This window comes from Pseudonocardia sp. CA-142604 (genome assembly GCF_050948475.1).
Lineage (GTDB): Bacteria > Actinomycetota > Actinomycetes > Mycobacteriales > Pseudonocardiaceae > Pseudonocardia > Pseudonocardia alaniniphila.
Genome location: NZ_CP192045.1, coordinates 2725248 through 2740761, shown reverse-complemented (window position 1 = coordinate 2740761; position 15514 = coordinate 2725248). Strand labels below are relative to the sequence as shown.

Genomic DNA, 15514 nt, shown 5'->3' with positions numbered 1-15514 from the left:
TCTCGGTCGTCCTCCGGCGCTCGGGCGCACATGGTGGCACGCCCGATCGGGGGACATCATGACGACCGCAGGTAACCGCCGATCGGAACGACCAGCGGGGTGCCGGCAACAGGGTCCGGGATCACCCTCGCGGCGAGACCGAAGACCTCCTCGAGCAACTCCTCGGTGATCACCTCGGCGGGCTTCCCGGCGGCCACGATGCGTCCTTCCCGCATGGCGACGAGCCGGTCGGCGTAGCGCGCCGCGAGGTTGAGGTCGTGCAGCACCATCACAACCGTGCGGCCCACCTCGGAGTGCAGGCGCCGCACGAGCTCGAGCACGTCCACCTGGTGGGCGAGGTCGAGGAACGTGGTGGGCTCGTCGAGAAGCAGCAGGTCGGTGCCCTGAGCGAGCGCCATCGAGATCCAGGCGCGCTGCCGCTGGCCGCCGGAGAGCTGGTCGACGGGCCGCTCCGCGAGGTCGGCGATGCCCGTCCAGTCCAGGGCCTGGGCGACGGCGTCCTCGTCGTCGGCCGACCACTGCCGGTACCAGGCCTGGTGGGGGTGCCGTCCCCGGGCGACGAGGTCGGCCACCGTGAGTCCCTCGGGTGCGCTCGGGGCCTGCGGCAGCAGCCCGAGAACCTTCGCGACCTCGCGGGTGGGGACCCGGTCGATGCGCTTGCCGTCGAGCACGACCTGCCCTGCGGTCGGCTTGAGCAGCCGCCCGAGCGCCCGCAGCAGCGTGGACTTGCCACAGCCGTTGGGCCCGATCACCGCGGTGATCGTGCCCGCCACGACGTCGAGGTCCAGCCCGTCGACGATGGTGCGGTCGCCGTAGCCCAGCCGGACCTGCTCCGCCCGCAGCCGAACGGTGGGGTCCACCTGCATCCCGGCCTCCGATGAGACGTGCACCTGGGTCATGCGCGGGCCTCCCGGCCGTAACGGGCGATCAGGAACAGCAGGTAGGGCGCTCCGAGCACAGCGGTGACGATGCCGACCGGCAGCTCGGTGGCGCCGAAGGCGGTGCGGGCGATCAGGTCGGCGAGCACGGTGAGAGCGGCCCCCACGACGAGTGACACCGCGATGGGAGGGCGGGCCGACCCGACGAGGCGTTGCGAGATCTGCGGGGCGACCAGCGCCACGAACGCGATCGGGCCTGCCGAGGCGGTGGCCACCGACGCGAGCCCGACCGCGACGACGAGCAGCGCCGTGCGGGCGCGGTCGACCGGGATGCCCAGCCCGCGTGCCGTGTCGTCGCCGAACTGGAGGCCGCCGAGCACGTGGGCGAGCACCAGTGCGGCCGGCACCAGGACGGCCAGCGCGATCGCCACCGGCACCACGTGCTCCCACCCGCGGCCGTTGAGGCTGCCGTTGAGCCACACGTAGGCGCGAGCAGCCTCGGTGACATTCGCAACGATGGTCAGCCAATGGACGAGGGCGGTCAGGGTCACGTCGATGCCGATGCCCACCAGCACCAGCCGGAACCCCTGCACTCCCCGCCGCCACGCCAGCCCGTAGATCGCGAAGGCGCTGACCAGACCACCGACGAGGGCGGCCACGGGCAGGCCCACGGCGCCGAGTAACCAGCCGGAGCCACCGAGCACGATCACGCCCACCGCGGCGGCGTTCGCCCCTGCCGTGAAGCCGATCATGTCCGGGCTGGCCAGGGGGTTGCGCGCGATCGACTGCGTGATGGCGCCCGCCACGGCGAGCGCGGCACCGACGAGCAGGCCGGTGAGCGAGCGGGGCAGCCGCAGGTCCATGACGATGAACCGCTGGCCCTGGTCGCCGCCTCCGGCCAGCACCGAGAGCACCTCGCCGACGCTGATCGGGAAGTCGCCGCGGCCGATGTTGAGCGCCATGCCGAGCAGCAGCACCACGAGCCCGATGCCGAGCACGAGCACCGTGCGCGGCCGCCAGACCACTGAGAAGGGCCCGAACCGCAGCGCAGGACGACCGGGGACTCGCTCCCGCGCGGTTCGGGACGGCGATGGCGTGTCCAGTACGGCCATCAGATGGCCACCATCTTCCGCCGCCGTACCAGCCACACGAAGAACGGACCGCCCACGAGCGCCAGCACGATCCCGACCTGTAGCTCGCCCGGCCGCACGACCACCCGCCCGATGACGTCCGCCACGAGCAGCAGCGCGGCGCCCGCGAGCGCCGACGCCGGAAGCAGCCAGCGATAGTCGGGCCCGGTGACCACGCGGACGACGTGCGGCACCACGAGCCCGACGAACGCGATGGGCCCGCAGGCCGCGGTGGCCGACCCCGCCAGCAGGGTGATCGCGACGATGCCGAGAACCCGCGTGCGGAGCACGGAGTGGCCGAGCGAGCGGGCGACGTCGTCGCCGAGAGCGAGCGCGTTGAGCGCGGGCGCGCCGGCCAGCCCGATCACCAGCCCGGCGAGCAGGAACCACTGCACCTGGCCCGCAACAGCGGCGTCGCGGCCTGCGATCGAGCCCACGGCCCAGAACCGGTAGGCGTCGAGCGCCTGGACGTCGATCAGGATGATCGACGAGGTGAGCGCGGCCAGCAACGCGGACACCGCGGCACCGGCGAGCGCCAGCGTGACCGGGGTGGGGCCGCCTCGGCCCACCGATCCGAGAATGAACACCGCGACGCTGGCGACGAGCGCCCCCGCGAAGGCGAACCACACGTAGCCCAGCAGGCCGGTGACGCCGAAGGCGTAGATCCCCGTGACGACGAACAGTGCGGCCCCGGCGTTGATGCCGAGCAGGCCGGGGTCGGCGAGCGGGTTGCGGGTGTGGCCCTGGATCAGGGCGCCTGCCAGCCCGAGAGCGGCGCCCGCCAGCACGCCCAGGATGGTGCGCGGGATCCGCAGCGACCGCACCACGATGTCGTCCTCGGTGCCGGTGGGAGCGACGAGCGCGTGCCAGACGGCGTCCAGCGGGATGGCTTTCGTGCCGATGGCGATGCTGGCGAGGCAGCCGGCCACGAGCACGACGACCAGCAGCGCGAGCCCCGACAGCCGGCGACGCCGCAGCGCGCCGGGTGCAGGGGACGGCGCCGGAGGGGTCAGCACGCTGTGCTCGCCCAAGATGGTCCTCCGCGTTCCGATCATGCACCGGTTCGATGCCGCATCACCATAGGTGAGGCTCGCCTTGGCAAATCGGGCGCGGGTGATCTGTGACTGCCTCGTGATCCGCCCCGCCGGGTGGGGCGGGTCGGGCTGCCCCGGCTCGCGTCCCGTGCTGGGATGACGGCGTGCACCGCCTCCTGCCGTCCTCCCCCGGCACGCTCGACGACGCAGAGCTGGACGACCCCGCCCTCGCGGCCCACTACGCCTATCCCGACGGGCTCACGGCTCCCTACGTGCGCGTGAACTTCGTGACCAGCGCCGACGGAGCCGTCGCCGTGGAGGGCCGGTCGGGGGGTCTGGCCTCGGCCGCCGACCGCCAGGTCTTCGGTGTCCTCCGCCGGCTCACCGACGTCGTCCTGGCCGGCGCCGGAACCGTGCGTTCCGAGAACTACGGCGGCGCCCGGACGCCGACCATGGGGAAGGACACCCCACCGCCCATCGCCGTCGTGACGGGATCGGCCGACCTGGACCCCGCGAGCAGGCTCTTCACCGAGACCGTCGTGCCCCCGATCATCCTCACCCTCGCCGCGGCCCCGGCGCAGCGCCGCGATGCGCTGGCGGCCGCAGGTGGCGACGTGGTCGTGCTGGAACGGCTCACCCCCGACCTCGTGCTGGCCGAGCTGGCGCGCCGCGGCCTGCACCGGGTGCTCTGCGAGGGCGGCCCGATGCTGTTCGGCAGCCTCATCGCCGCCGACGCCGTCGACGAGCTCTGCCTCACCATCAGCCCGCTGCTCGCAGGCGGCACCGCCGGGCGCATCGCCTCCGGGCCGCCCGGGACCGAACCGCGGGCCTTGGAGCTGGTCGGGGCGCTGCACGAGGCCGGCACTCTCCTCCTGCAGTATCGCCGTGCTGCCCCGATCGGGTGACTTCCCGTGAGGTGTTCGCGGGTACAGACATCTGACGGGCGAACACTCCGCACAAGTCGAGCACGGAGGGACCATGACCGAAAGCACAGCCACCCCCACCCCCACAACCGCCACCAAGACCACCCCGGGCACCACCGTTTCCTCGCCTGCCCGGCTGGCAGACGAGTCGTCGCAGGGCCGCACCACCATCGCCGCCTCCGTGGTCCAGAAGATCGCGGGCATCGCCGCGCGCGAGATCTCCGGCGTCCACGCGATGGGCGGTGGTGTGTCCCGCGCGTTCGGCGCGATCCGTGAGCGGATCCCCGGCGGCGGAGCCGGCGGAGCAGCCAACATCGCCGGTGTGCAGGTCGAGGTGGGCGAGAAGCAGGCGGCAGTCGACCTGGACATTGTGGTCGAATACGGCGCGTCGATCGTCGAGCTGGCCCGCGCGGTGCGCCGTAACGTGATCACTGCGGTCGAGCGCATGACCGGGCTCGAGGTGATCGAGGTCAACATCGCCGTCAACGACATCCACCTGCCCGACATCGACGGCGACGAGGAGATCCCGACCGTGCAGACCGCGCGCGTGGAGTGACCGCCCCGCCCGCAGGAGAGGTGCTCGTGACAGTCCCGACCACAACCGAGGCCTCCTCGCTGGCCGAGCAGGTGGCCGCGGTCGTGACCTCGCACCCGTCGGTCGTGCGGCTGCACGGTGGGGTGTTCGGTGACGTCGCCACCTACCTGCCGGGACGCAAGCTCACGGGGGTGCGCATCGGCATGGGTGAGGAGCCCGTCGAGCTGGGTGTCGTGCTCCGCCTCGACCGGCCGATCCCGCAGGTCGTGGGCGAACTACGGCGGACGGTCTCGACGATGTGCGGCGGCGCACCGGTCGACATCACCGTGGGCGACGCGGTGCTGCCGAGCGAGACGGAGCCCACGGCACCGTGAACGAGCAGGAGAGGTCGGAGTTCCGCGCGTTCGTCCGCGAGCACCATCCGGACCGGGGTGGCGATCCCGAGGTCTTCAAGGCGGGACTCGCCCGGTTCGGCGGCACGGCCCCCGTACCACCGAGTCCAGCCACCGATCCCGACGATCGTTACGACGCACCGGTCGAGGTGGTACCGCCGTTGCCGTTCGCGGTCCGCGTCGGGGTCGCACTGATCCGCACCTGGCACCGCCAGCGCCGTCGCCGCGTGGAGTAGCACCCGTGAGGAGAAGCAGATGAACTACACCCAGACCGGCCTGCTCGCCGGTCTCGTCCTCGGCCTCGCCGGAGCCTTCGGCGGCTTCGGCGTCTTCCTGATCGTGCTGGTCGTGGGCGTGCTGGGCCTCCTCATCGGCTCGGTGGTCGACGGCAGGCTCGACATCAACACCATGCTCGGCCGAGGTCGGGACCGGTGAACGGCCGGACCCTCCCGGCGGTCGAGGAGCGCGGGCGGCTCGAGATCAACCCGGTCGTGCTGCGGAAGATCGTCGAGCACGCCGCGGACCAGGTTCCGGGCACGCTGCGCCACGAGCGGCGGCTCGCCGGGATCGACGTGGGCGAGGCCGGGGCCAGCGCGAAGATCACCACCGGGTCCGGTGACCCGTCCGCCGTCGACGTACGGCTCGAACTCCATCTGCAGTACCCGGCGGCCGTACGCACGGTGGTGAGCGCCGTGCGTGAGCGGGTGAGCCAGGAGCTCGACCGCCTCGCCGGGCACCACATGCGGGCCTGCACGGTGGTCGTGTCCGGACTGCGCGGTGCCCATCACCTCGGGCCACGGCCGCGGTAGCCCCAGGCCAGGAGGAACGACATGCGCATGCTGCTTCGTCTGCTCGGCCTGCTGATCGGTCTCGCCATGGCCGCGGCGGGGGTCCTCATCGTGATCGAGGTGATCGCCGCGTGGCTGCGCCGCAACGTGGTCACCGGGCTCGTCGTGCCGTGGCACCTCTGGCGGCCCCAGGTCGAGATGACGTCGTGGAACGAGGCCCCCGTTCCCGGGATCGCGATCTCGGTCGCCCTGCTCGGCCTCCTGTTGCTGCTGGTCGGGCTGCTGGCCCGGCGCTCCCACATCAATCTGGACGGCCCGGCACCGGAGATCACCGCCGTCACCGCGCCCCGTGTGCTGGCCCGGCTCGTAGGCACGCGGGTCCGCGGCACCGACGACATCTTCAGCGCCTCGGTGACCGTCTCGCCGCGGCACGTGTCGGTGATCGCGCAGGCGTGGGGCGCGGCGGATCCGGCGCTGCGCGATGTCGTCCGCGCCCGCGTCGAGGAGTTGCTCGACGAGCTGCCGTTGCACCGCCGCCCGCGGGTGTCCGTCCTCGTCCAGGAACGGCAGGGAACCCGATGACCACGCCCGTCGCACCGGAGAACGGCGCCGTCCCGGCCGAGCGTCCCGCACGCCCGGCGCCGTCGGACGCGGTGCTGCACAGACGCGCCCGCGCGGCGCTGACCAGGTCCGCAGCGGTCGACCGCATCCTCGCGGTGCTGATCGGATTCGTGCTCATGGCCGGGGGTGTGCTCGTCGCACTGCTGTCCTACGGCGTGTTCGGCGTCGCCCGGGCCGGACGGCCGCTGCTCGACCCGATGATCGTCGACGCGATGCGCGTCCAGCCCGACGTCGCGCGCCTCGTGGTCCTCGGCGCCGGCGTGCTGCTGGTGCTCCTGGGACTGACGTGGGCGGCACGGTCGCTGCGGCCCGAGCGGCACCCCGACCTCGTGCTCGACGGCGGACCGGACACCGCGATCGTCATCAGCTCCTCGGCCATGGCCGACGCGATCAGCGCCCAGGTGAGCGCCATCCCCGGTGTGGGACGGGCGAGGGCACGGATGGTCGGCACCGACGATGCGCCTGCGCTGCGCCTCACGCTGTGGCTGGCCGACGACGCCGAGGTGCGAACCGTGCTCGCCCGGCTGCACGACGAGGTGCTCGGGGTGGCCCGCGACTCGCTCGGGATCTCGGCGCTGCCCACCGCCGTACGGCTGGAGCTCGACACCTCGACGCCCCATCCCCGGGTGGCCTGACGCTCCGTTCACTCTCCCCACACCGCTGGTGGGGCAGGCTGCGCTGATAGGGCAGTCCTGGGCGCCCACCAGCAGGATCGGGAGGGCACGTGGCACGACCACCGCGTCATGCGGTCGCCGCAGTGCTCGTCTGCCTGGCCGCGCTCGTCGCGGGGTGCACCGTCGGCCCGTCACAACGCCCGCCGGTGGCCGTGCGCGGCGAGAACATGCCGGCCGTGCCGACGAGCCCCGCCGATCAGCCACCGCCCCCCGACGTCTCGCTGCCCGCGCCGGAGCAGCAGCACTCCTCGATGCCGTTCACCGACTGCACCGAGGACGAGCTCGCGATGCTGCCCACGCCCGTCCCTCCCGACCGGACGTTGCGGGTGGAGTGCAGCGAGCTCACGGTGCCCGCCGACCCCGACCAGCCGGGGCTCGGCGCCGCCTCGCTCGGCGTGGTGCGCGTCGGCCTGGCCTCGTCTCCGCTGGACAACCCGCCGCTGCTCGCCCTGGGCGACTCCACGGCCGTGCCGTCGGCCCGCAACGCCGTGCGGCTCGCGGAGCAGGTGTCGCCCGAGGTGTTGCAGCAGTACACGCTGATCGGGCTGGATCGCCGCGGCGCAGGCGAGGATCTGCTCGACTGCGCGCCCGACAACGCCCGCGCCGCCCTTGTCGACGCCGATCCCGGGAAGTCGGACGAGTCGACGCTCGACTCGCTGCTGGAGCAGGCCCGCGCGGTCGTGCAGGAGTGCAACCTCGCGCTCGACGGTGGGCTCAGCGGCTACCGCACATCGGCCTCGGCGTCGGACATCGAACTCCTCCGCGACGCGCTCGGCGTCGACCGGCTCTCCGCGATCGGTGTGGGCGACGGGGCGTCGGCGCTCGCCGACTGGGCGCGCACCACACCGACGGCGGTCGGCAGGCTCGTGCTCGACGGTCCCACGCACCCCACGCTCGACGAGCCCGACCTCAGCGAGAGCCGAGCCGGGGCCGCCGAGGCGGCGTTCGGGGCGTTCGCCGTGGCGTGCACGGCCCGCGCCGACTGCCCGCTCGGACAGGACCCGCGCGCCACGGTCATCGCACTGATCCAGCGGCTGCGCACGCAGCCCCTCGCCGGAGCCGACGGCGAACGGCTCACCGCGGGCGCCACCATCACGGCGCTGCTGGCCGGACTGGCCGAGCCGCGGGACTGGCCCGAGCTCGGCCGGGCGCTGGCCGCGGCGAACACCGGTGATCCCGCTCCCCTGCTCACCCGGCTCGCGCCGCTGGTCGGGCCGCGAGGGCAGTTCGACGGCATGCTCGCGGCCAGCTGCAACGATGCCCGGCGGCGCCTGTCCCCGGGAGAGATCAGCGATCTCGCGCAGCGGTGGCGCACGACGTACCCGATCTTCGGCGGGATGTTCGCGCTCCGGCTGCTGGACTGCGCGCCGTGGCCGGCGGGCGGTCCGGCGCCTGCGGCCGGCCAAGCCGACGGCGCACCTCCGATCCTGGTCATCGGCACGGCGGCCGATCCGCGCGGTCCGCAGGACGGCTCCCGGCGCACCGCCGACTCCCTGGCCTCTGCGCGCTTCCTCGGGTGGCAGGGCTCCGGGACAGGGGCCTACCCACGCACGCCCTGCGTCAGCTCGGTCGTGGACGCCATGCTGGTGGGAGGAGTCATCCCGCAAGCCGGAACGCTCTGCCCCCCGTGATCCCCCCACGGGAGCAGAGCGCGCCGACCCCCCAGGCTCAGCAGTAGAGATCCTTCGCCAGGTCGACGACCTCGGCCGCCTGCCTGCGCGGCACCGACGGAAGGGCGGCGGGCACCGTCCTCGCGATCTTGTCCGCGGTGACGCCCTTGCCGAGCTCCTCACAGATCACCGCGGCAGTCTCGATCTCCGCGCGGCCGGACCGGCTCGTCGGGATCTCGGCGGCACGCAGCGCCCGCAGGAAGGTCACGGCGCTCTCGCTCGTCGGGTCGACCTCCACGGGTCCGGTCCCCGGGCCGGGCGCGGGCGGCGGCACCTGGACCGCCGGAGCGGGCGGCGCCACCGTGGGAAGCGGCGAGCCGACGTCGGCCGGACTGCGATCGGGCCCGGCACTGACCAGCGCGGCGAGGAGAGCCACGATCGCCAGCACGACACCTACTCCGACGACCACCAGCACCGGCCGCCGGCCGAAGCGCCGCGGCTGCTGCTCGGCGAGCTTGCGGTCGAGCCGCCGCACCCGCTGGTCCTCGGCCACGGCCTCGTCGGACTCCGGCTCGTCGTCGAACTCGTCGACGTCGATGTCCTCCGCATAGTCCGCGTCGTACTCGTAGTCGCGGTCGTCGACCGGGAAGACGGTGGTCTCCGCCTCGGCGGCCTCGGCCGCGTGCCGGCGAGCCGCACGGCGACCGGCCGTCGCTCCCTCCACCGTCGGAGACTCGTCCGGCGGCACATCCCACGGAGCCCGCTCGGGGTGGCCCACGGGGAACATCGAGGGGTACGACGACGCCGGCCCGGGGGGCATCGGACGGCCCGGAGGCAGCGCACCCATACCCGGAGTCGCGCCCGGCATCACGGTCCATGACCGCGGGCCCTCGTCCGGTCCGCCCGCCAGCACCCACGAGGCCTGCCCTGGTCCGGCAGGCGCTCCCTGCCGGAGACCGGCATGCAGTGCCGCGCTGGTCCGTTCCTCGGCCGCAGCCGCGGCCGTCGCCTCGTCGGATGCCCGGCCGGCGGCGTCCGCCGCGGCCTCCGCCTCTTCGGCGGCCCGCGCGGCGGCCGCGATGGCCGCTGCAGCCCTGGCCGCCGCGGCAGCGGCGTCGATCTCGGCCACCATGGCAGCCTGCTCCGCGGCGGCCCGCCTGCGGGCGAGCTCGTCGAGCGCTTCCATGCTCACTGGCGGTGTCCTGAGGAGATCCCCCATGTACGGGCGATCCTCGGTCAGAACGCTCTCGCGGCCGTCACCCAGCACACCGCTCATACCGTCATCGGTCGCGGCGTGCCGGGCCAAGGGCCGTCCACTTACCACCTCACCGGCCATCGCACACTCCCCATCCAGGGCCGCCATCCGGCCTTTTCTCACTCGGGTCAACGACCCGATGTGGAAAAGAGCGCGGTCCCGGCGGAAGGGGTGCCTGGCTGAGTGAGACCCGGTACCACCTGTGGCGATTCCCGGGGCGCGATGTCCCGCATTTCTCACCCGATGTGATCGTCAACCCACGACAGAACCGTCCCCTTCGGCGTGTCGTGCGCTCCGGGTAATCACAGCGATCAAGCGGCGGCGTCGAGTGCGCCGCGAACGGCCGCGGTGAGCAGGTCGAGGTGATCGTCGGTGAGGGTGAGCGGCGGGGAGAACGCGACCGTGCTGATCATGGGTCGGATCAGGACGCCCCGCTCACGTGCGTGGCGTGCGACCGCGGCAGGAAGCCCCGGTTCCGAGGCCAGCCGCTCGGGGTCGAACTCCAGCGCCCCGAGCACCCCGGTGCCACCGCGGACCTCCGCCACCAGCGGATGGTCACCCAGCGAGCGCAGGGCCGCGTACAACGTGGTCTCCAGCGACTCGGCACGCTTGAGCAGGCCCTCGTCGGCCAGGACGTCGAGGTTGGCGAGGGCGGCGGCACAGACCGTCGGATGCCCGGCGTAGGTGGCGCCGTGGCGGAATGCGGGTGCACCCGGTTCCCAGAACGGAGCGGCCACGCGTTCGTGGACCACGACTCCGCCCAGCGGCAGGTACCCGCTCGTCACGCCCTTGGCGAAAACGACGAGATCGGGGACGACACCGAAACGGTCGACGCCGAACCAGTCGCCGAGCCGTCCGAAACCGCAGATCACGCTGTCGACCACGAACAGCACGCCGTGGCGGCTGCAGATATCGCGGGTCTGCTCGATATATCCCGGGGGCGGGGGAAGCACGCCGCCCGCACCGATCACCGGCTCCACGAAGAACGCGGCCACCCGCTCCGGCCCGATCAGCTCGATCTCCTTCTCGAGCGCGGCGGGGTCGTCGTAGGCGACGCGGACGACGTCCGGCACGAACGGCGCGGCGACCCGGTTGGCCGGCATGCCGCCGAGCGACGTGCCGAAGCCGTGGGTGCCGTGATAGGCGTACTCGCGGCTGATCAGCACCGTGCGCTCCGGCTCACCGGTGCGCGCGAAGTACTCCCGGGACATCTTGGCGGCGGTGTCGATCGCGTCCCCGCCGCCGCTGGCCAGGAAGATCTTGGCCCCTGGCATCGGCGCGAGCGCAGCGAGGCGGCGGCTGAGCTCCTGGGCCGGACGGTTCGCGAAGTCGCCGAAGGTCTGGTAGGTGGCGAGCTCGCGCATCTGGGCCGCGACCGCCTCGACGATCTCGGCGCGCCCGTGCCCGGCGTTGACGCACCACAGGCTCGCCGTGGCGTCCAGGTAGCGGCTCCCCTGCTCGTCGAAGAGCCACACGTCCTCGCCGCGGGTGATCACGAACTCGGAGTGGCGAACCGCGCCCATCGGGGCGAAGGGGTGCCAGAAAGCGGTGTCCGTCCCGGTATCGCTCATGCGCGATCACGCTACCCGCGAACGGGCATACACACCTCGGGCCCTATCCCTGGCCCTCTCCGCAACACCCGCGATCTGCGGCCTACCTCGCGAACAGCTGCGACCGGTCCTTGAACGCCTTGAACTCGAGCGCGTTGCCTGCGGGGTCGAGCAGGAACATCGTCCACTGCTCGCCGGGTTCGCCCGCGAACCGCAGGTAGGGCTCGATCACGAACTCCGTGCCCGCCGCGCGGAGCCGCTCGGCCATCTCGTGGAACCGCTCCACGGTGAGCACGAGCCCGAAGTGCGGCACCGGCACGCGGTGACCGTCCACATCACTGTGGCCGACGGGCCCGGAGCCCGGCGCCCGGTGGGTGACGAACTGGTGGCCGTCGAGGTCCCAGTCCACCCAGTGGACATCCGAGCGGCCTTCGGCGAGACCGAGCACGCCACCGTAGAACTCGCGGGCCCGCGCGATGTCGTCGACGGGGACGGCCAGGTGGAAGGGGGACAGTTCCGTCACGTTCGCTCCTGTCACGTTCATTCCTCGATCTCCGGACGCGCTCCGGCGCCCACCGCCGAGTCGACCACGCGTCCTGTGCCCGCGTCACGCCGGTCGGCCTCCGTCGTCCCCCGAGGCCTGCATCGCGAGGAGGACGACCGCGGCGTCCGTTGGCACCGTGACGTCGCGCCCGGTCAGCTCGGCGAAGCGCTGCAGCCTGCTCCGCACGGTGTTGCGGTGGCAGTACAGGCGCGCCGCGACGTCGGCGACGGATCCCGTGGCGGCGTAGGCGCGCACGGTCTCCACCAGCCGCTCTCGCTCGCGCGACGGCGCGAGCGAGAGCCCGGCCAGCTCGGCTCGCACGAGCTCGTCGGCGGTGTCGGCGAGCCTCGCCGCGGCGAGCGGGAGCCAGGCGTCGGGCAGCTCGCGCGGACCGTCGAGGCCGGGCAGGACGTCGGCCAGCTCACCCGCCAGCCGCGCGCTGCGCGGTACGGCCGCGACCCCGTGCGCGAGCGGGCCCACGCCGCACGGCACCCCGGCGAGCGCTGCCCGCACCGGTGCGCCGGTGCCGCCCTCCCAGCGCGCGAGGAGCACCACGTGCCGGCCGGTCGACTGGACGTGCACCTCCCGGCCGCCGGCGCCGAGCCGATCGGCGGCGCGCCGCAGCAGCTGCCCCGACGCGGGCGGGGCGGCCGCCACGAGCAGGTCGGCGTCCACGCCCACGTCGAGGGCGACCGCCACCCTAGCCACCTCGTCGCGGGTGGGGGCCTCGTTGTCCAGCAGCGCCGCCACGAGCATCGTGCGCTCGCCCAGCAGTTCGCGGGCGAGCAGCGCTGCCTCGGCCTGGTAGCTCACCTGGATCTGGGCGGAGTATTCCTCGACGACGTTCCAGACATCCTCGGCGTGAGCCACGAGCAGTGCCTCGTCGGCCGGGGCGGCGCGATCCCGTAGTGCCGACCAGAGCACGCGGAAGTCCAGCCGCACCGCCGTGAGCAGGTCGTCCAGCGGCACGCCGCGCCGGGCCCGGTCACGGCCGATCGTCGGCGCGATGGAGCGCATACGCTCGGGGAGGGTCTGGCCGGCCAGCCGGCGTAAGAGGACGTCGAAGGTGAAGGTCGCGTCGGTCACCAGCCGGTCCATCGGCACGACGCCGCGCCCGTAGGGCGGGATCACCTGCACCCGTTCGATGAACGCCACCACCAGTGTCGCCGCGTCGCCGCGCAGCCTGCCGATGAGCGCGGTCCAGCGCTCCCGCTCGGCGTCTTCAGGGTCGCCACCGTGCATCTGCACAACGTAACCGGCAATTTCCGTGCAGAATCACGCTACAAACGCCGTTCCAGAGGGCGCATGCTCATCCGATGCACCTCACGCCCCGGGAGCAGGAGCGCCTGCTCCTGGCGAGCGGCGCCGACCTGGCCCGTCGCCGGCTCGCGCGCGGCGCCCGGCTCGGCGCCCCCGAGGCGGTGGCGCTGGTGTGCGACGAGATCTGCGAGCTCGCCTGGGACGGTCTCCCGTACGACGAGGTCGTCGCCCGCGCTCGCGAGGTGCTCCGCCCCGCACAGCTCGTCGACGGTGTGGCCTCCGCGGTCCCGGCGCTGCAGGTGGAGGCGCTGTTCCCGCACGGAAGCGTGCTCGTGCACGTCGACGCGCCGTTCGGTCCGCCGCCCGCGGACGGAGCCGGGGCCGTCCGGCCCGCCGCCGGGGACATCGAGCTGGCGCCAGGGCGCGAACGGGCGGCCGCGGTGCTGCGCAATACCGGCCCGTCGGTGATCTGGGTGTCGTCGCACGTCCCGCTCGACCGGCTCAACCCCGCTCTCGACGTGCAGCTGCCCGCATCGGGCCGCTACCGGCTCGACGTCGCAGCAGGCTCCGCGGTGCGCGTGGACCCGGGAGCACAGCGCGAGGTCGCGGTCGTCCGGATCGGCGGTGACGCATGACTTCGCTTTCCCGGGCCGAGTATGCGCAGCTCTACGGACCCACTACCGGCGACCGGATCCGGCTCGCCGACACCGACCTCTGGATCGAGGTCGAGGCCGACGACACCGAGCCCGGCGAGGAGCTCATCGGCGGCTGCGGCAAGACCGCCCGGCACGGCGCGCTGGTGAGCAGCTCCGCCGACCGCGCCTCGGCACTGGACATGATCGTGCTCGGCGTCGTGCTGCTCGATCCCGTGCTCGGGATCCGCAAGACGTCCATCGGCATCAAGGACGGGCGTGTGGTGGGCGTCGGGCGCGCCGGCAACCCCGACGTGCAGGACGGCGTCGAGCTCGAGGTCGACGCGCACACCGCGATGATCACCGGTGAGGGGCTGATCGCGACACCCGGGATCGTCGACTCGCACGTCCATCTGTCCAACGCCGACCTGGCACCGGCAGCGCTGTCGGCCGGCGTCACGACGATCGTCGGGATGGGCATCGGCGGGGTCTGGGACGTCGGGGCCAACCCCCGCCACAACCTGCACTCCCTCATCGACGGCTGGGCGGGCGTTCCGGTCAACGCCGCGTTCCTGGCGCGCGGCTCGTCCACCTCGGCCGAGCTGCTGGAGGAGGCGGTGCTGTCGGGTTGCGGCGGCTTCAAGGTGCACGAGGACTGGGGCGCCACTCCCCCGGCGATCGACACCTGCCTCACCGTGGCCGAGCAGGTCGACCTGCCGGTGGCGCTGCACACCGACACACTGAACGAGGCGGGCTACCTCGCCGACACCCTTGCTGCGGTGGACGGCCGCGCGGTGCACGCCTACCACGTGGAGGGCGGCGGCGGGCACCCCGACCTGCTCTCGATCGTCTCCCGCGAGAACGTGCTCACCTCGTCGACCACGCCCACGCTGCCGCTCACGCCGTCCACGGTGGCGGAGCTCGGTCCGATGACGCTCACCGTGCACCGCGGCCACGCCCACGTGCCCAGCGACGCCGCGATCGCCTCAAGCCGCATCCGCGAGCACGCCATCTCCGCCGAGAACTGGCTGCACGACCAGGGCGCCATCAGCATCGTCAACTCCGACTCCCTGGGCATGGGCCGCATCGCCGAGACCGCCCGCCGTACGTGGCAGCTCGCGCACGTGCAGGCCACGCTCGCCGGCGAGACCGGCCCCGACGTCGTCAACAACGCCCGGGTCCTGCGCTACCTCGCCAAGCTCACCCACAACCCCGCCGTCGCGCACGGGCTCGCCGCTCACGTCGGGTCCGTGCGGCCCGGGCTGCTGGCCGACATCGTGCTGTGGAACCCGGCATGGTTCGGCGCCCAGCCGGAGCTGGTGATCAAGTCCGGATTCGTGGCCTGGGGCGCGGCCGGCTCGGGCTCCGGATCCACCCGGCTCACCCAGCCCCGCCGGATGCGCGCCTTCTACGGAGGGCTGGGCGCCGCACCCGCCCGGCTGGCGCACGTGTTCGTCTCGCAGGCGTGCCTCGACGACGCGAGCACGCGGGCCGCGCTCCCGGCCGGTCGCCGCTACTCACCCGTCGCCGGCAGCCGCGACCTGACGTGCGCGGACATGCTGCACAACACCGCCACCCCGCAGGTGGAGATCGCCCCGGAGCCGGTGCCCGTGCGCGCCGACGGCCGGGAGATCCCGCTGCACCGATCGCCGACGCTGCCGCTGACGCGGCTGCACCACCTGGGATGA

Annotated in this window: 18 protein-coding genes; 11 read left to right on the top strand and 7 right to left on the bottom strand. The window is 73.2% G+C overall.

Features of this window, described 5'->3' with window-relative positions; genetic code table 11:
* Positions 1 to 56: 56 nt before the first annotated feature.
* Genes ACQPZQ_RS12555 through ACQPZQ_RS12545 form a run of 3 tightly spaced genes read right to left on the bottom strand, consistent with a single transcriptional unit; the run spans position 57 to position 3039 of the window.
* Complete coding sequence (locus ACQPZQ_RS12555) at positions 57 to 899, bottom strand: ABC transporter ATP-binding protein (protein ID WP_433295217.1); 843 nt, start codon at positions 897 to 899, stop codon at positions 57 to 59.
* Positions 896 to 1990 (bottom strand): FecCD family ABC transporter permease, encoded by a 1095-nt coding sequence (locus ACQPZQ_RS12550; protein WP_433295215.1) that lies wholly within the window; start codon positions 1988 to 1990, stop codon positions 896 to 898. The genes ACQPZQ_RS12555 and ACQPZQ_RS12550 overlap by 4 nt, the downstream gene beginning before the upstream one ends.
* Complete coding sequence (locus ACQPZQ_RS12545) at positions 1990 to 3039, bottom strand: FecCD family ABC transporter permease (RefSeq protein ID WP_433295213.1); 1050 nt, start codon at positions 3037 to 3039, stop codon at positions 1990 to 1992. The genes ACQPZQ_RS12550 and ACQPZQ_RS12545 overlap by 1 nt, the downstream gene beginning before the upstream one ends.
* Before the next feature lie 167 nt (positions 3040 to 3206).
* On the opposite strand from ACQPZQ_RS12545, the gene ACQPZQ_RS12540 reads away from it, so the two are divergent.
* The 9 genes from ACQPZQ_RS12540 (at position 3207) to ACQPZQ_RS12500 (ending at position 8606) form a co-directional block, all read left to right on the top strand.
* Complete coding sequence (locus tag ACQPZQ_RS12540) at positions 3207 to 3947, top strand: pyrimidine reductase family protein (RefSeq protein ID WP_433295211.1); 741 nt, start codon at positions 3207 to 3209, stop codon at positions 3945 to 3947.
* 73 nt (positions 3948 to 4020) lie between these two features.
* Entirely contained in the window at positions 4021 to 4521 is a 501-nt protein-coding gene (locus ACQPZQ_RS12535) for an Asp23/Gls24 family envelope stress response protein (protein WP_433295209.1), read from the top strand.
* A 26-nt stretch (positions 4522 to 4547) separates the two neighbouring features.
* Positions 4548 to 4874: a hypothetical protein gene (locus ACQPZQ_RS12530; RefSeq protein WP_433295207.1), complete on the top strand. Its 327-nt coding sequence runs from the start codon at positions 4548 to 4550 to the stop codon at positions 4872 to 4874.
* Positions 4871 to 5128, top strand: a complete 258-nt coding sequence (locus tag ACQPZQ_RS12525) for a hypothetical protein (RefSeq protein WP_433295205.1) — start codon at positions 4871 to 4873, stop codon at positions 5126 to 5128. Before ACQPZQ_RS12530 ends, ACQPZQ_RS12525 begins: the two co-directional genes overlap by 4 nt.
* A 19-nt stretch (positions 5129 to 5147) precedes the next feature.
* A complete protein-coding gene (locus ACQPZQ_RS12520; protein WP_241039218.1) occupies positions 5148 to 5327 on the top strand; it encodes a hypothetical protein in 180 nt (59 codons plus the stop codon).
* The gene (locus ACQPZQ_RS12515) at positions 5324 to 5701 is read left to right on the top strand and encodes an Asp23/Gls24 family envelope stress response protein (RefSeq protein WP_433295203.1); all 378 of its coding nucleotides are present in this window, start codon (positions 5324 to 5326) and stop codon (positions 5699 to 5701) included. Before ACQPZQ_RS12520 ends, ACQPZQ_RS12515 begins: the two co-directional genes overlap by 4 nt.
* A gap of 21 nt (positions 5702 to 5722) precedes the next feature.
* Entirely contained in the window at positions 5723 to 6262 is a 540-nt protein-coding gene (locus tag ACQPZQ_RS12510; RefSeq protein ID WP_433295201.1) for a DUF6286 domain-containing protein, read from the top strand.
* The gene (locus ACQPZQ_RS12505; protein WP_433295199.1) at positions 6259 to 6936 is read left to right on the top strand and encodes an alkaline shock response membrane anchor protein AmaP; all 678 of its coding nucleotides are present in this window, start codon (positions 6259 to 6261) and stop codon (positions 6934 to 6936) included. Before ACQPZQ_RS12510 ends, ACQPZQ_RS12505 begins: the two co-directional genes overlap by 4 nt.
* A gap of 89 nt (positions 6937 to 7025) precedes the next feature.
* Positions 7026 to 8606, top strand: coding sequence for an alpha/beta hydrolase (locus tag ACQPZQ_RS12500; RefSeq protein ID WP_433295197.1), 1581 nt, complete (start codon positions 7026 to 7028; stop codon positions 8604 to 8606).
* Between the two features lie 37 nt (positions 8607 to 8643).
* Here ACQPZQ_RS12500 and ACQPZQ_RS12495 read toward each other — a convergent pair whose 3' ends face one another.
* The 4 genes from ACQPZQ_RS12495 to ACQPZQ_RS12480 form a co-directional block, all read right to left on the bottom strand.
* Positions 8644 to 9861 carry a DUF732 domain-containing protein gene (locus ACQPZQ_RS12495; RefSeq protein WP_433295195.1) on the bottom strand — a complete coding sequence of 406 codons (1218 nt, stop codon included), beginning with the start codon at positions 9859 to 9861 and terminating at the stop codon, positions 8644 to 8646.
* A gap of 290 nt (positions 9862 to 10151) precedes the next feature.
* Complete coding sequence (locus ACQPZQ_RS12490) at positions 10152 to 11411, bottom strand: aspartate aminotransferase family protein (RefSeq protein WP_433295193.1); 1260 nt, start codon at positions 11409 to 11411, stop codon at positions 10152 to 10154.
* An 82-nt stretch (positions 11412 to 11493) separates the two neighbouring features.
* Positions 11494 to 11913 (bottom strand): VOC family protein, encoded by a 420-nt coding sequence (locus ACQPZQ_RS12485; RefSeq protein ID WP_344724154.1) that lies wholly within the window; start codon positions 11911 to 11913, stop codon positions 11494 to 11496.
* Between the two features lie 84 nt (positions 11914 to 11997).
* Positions 11998 to 13176 (bottom strand): PucR family transcriptional regulator, encoded by a 1179-nt coding sequence (locus tag ACQPZQ_RS12480; RefSeq protein ID WP_433295191.1) that lies wholly within the window; start codon positions 13174 to 13176, stop codon positions 11998 to 12000.
* Between the two features lie 74 nt (positions 13177 to 13250).
* On the opposite strand from ACQPZQ_RS12480, the gene ACQPZQ_RS12475 reads away from it, so the two are divergent.
* Positions 13251 to 13829, top strand: a complete 579-nt coding sequence (locus ACQPZQ_RS12475; RefSeq protein WP_433295189.1) for an urease subunit gamma — start codon at positions 13251 to 13253, stop codon at positions 13827 to 13829.
* Positions 13826 to 15514 carry an urease subunit alpha gene (locus ACQPZQ_RS12470; protein ID WP_433295187.1) on the top strand — a complete coding sequence of 563 codons (1689 nt, stop codon included), beginning with the start codon at positions 13826 to 13828 and terminating at the stop codon, positions 15512 to 15514. The genes ACQPZQ_RS12475 and ACQPZQ_RS12470 overlap by 4 nt, the downstream gene beginning before the upstream one ends.

Excerpts from the sequence above, each read along its gene's own strand:
- ACQPZQ_RS12555 (WP_433295217.1), bottom strand. The coding sequence starts at position 899 with ATGACCCAGGTGCACGTCTCATCGGAGGCCGGGATGCAGGTGGACCCC.
- ACQPZQ_RS12550 (WP_433295215.1), bottom strand. The coding sequence starts at position 1,990 with ATGGCCGTACTGGACACGCCATCGCCGTCCCGAACCGCGCGGGAGCGA.
- ACQPZQ_RS12535 (WP_433295209.1), top strand. The coding sequence starts at position 4,021 with ATGACCGAAAGCACAGCCACCCCCACCCCCACAACCGCCACCAAGACC.
- ACQPZQ_RS12520 (WP_241039218.1), top strand. The coding sequence starts at position 5,148 with ATGAACTACACCCAGACCGGCCTGCTCGCCGGTCTCGTCCTCGGCCTC.
- ACQPZQ_RS12510 (WP_433295201.1), top strand. The coding sequence starts at position 5,723 with ATGCGCATGCTGCTTCGTCTGCTCGGCCTGCTGATCGGTCTCGCCATG.
- ACQPZQ_RS12505 (WP_433295199.1), top strand. The coding sequence starts at position 6,259 with ATGACCACGCCCGTCGCACCGGAGAACGGCGCCGTCCCGGCCGAGCGT.
- ACQPZQ_RS12495 (WP_433295195.1), bottom strand. The coding sequence starts at position 9,861 with ATGAGCGGTGTGCTGGGTGACGGCCGCGAGAGCGTTCTGACCGAGGAT.
- ACQPZQ_RS12490 (WP_433295193.1), bottom strand. The coding sequence starts at position 11,411 with ATGAGCGATACCGGGACGGACACCGCTTTCTGGCACCCCTTCGCCCCG.
- ACQPZQ_RS12480 (WP_433295191.1), bottom strand. The coding sequence starts at position 13,176 with ATGCACGGTGGCGACCCTGAAGACGCCGAGCGGGAGCGCTGGACCGCG.
- ACQPZQ_RS12475 (WP_433295189.1), top strand. The coding sequence starts at position 13,251 with ATGCACCTCACGCCCCGGGAGCAGGAGCGCCTGCTCCTGGCGAGCGGC.
- ACQPZQ_RS12470 (WP_433295187.1), top strand. The coding sequence starts at position 13,826 with ATGACTTCGCTTTCCCGGGCCGAGTATGCGCAGCTCTACGGACCCACT.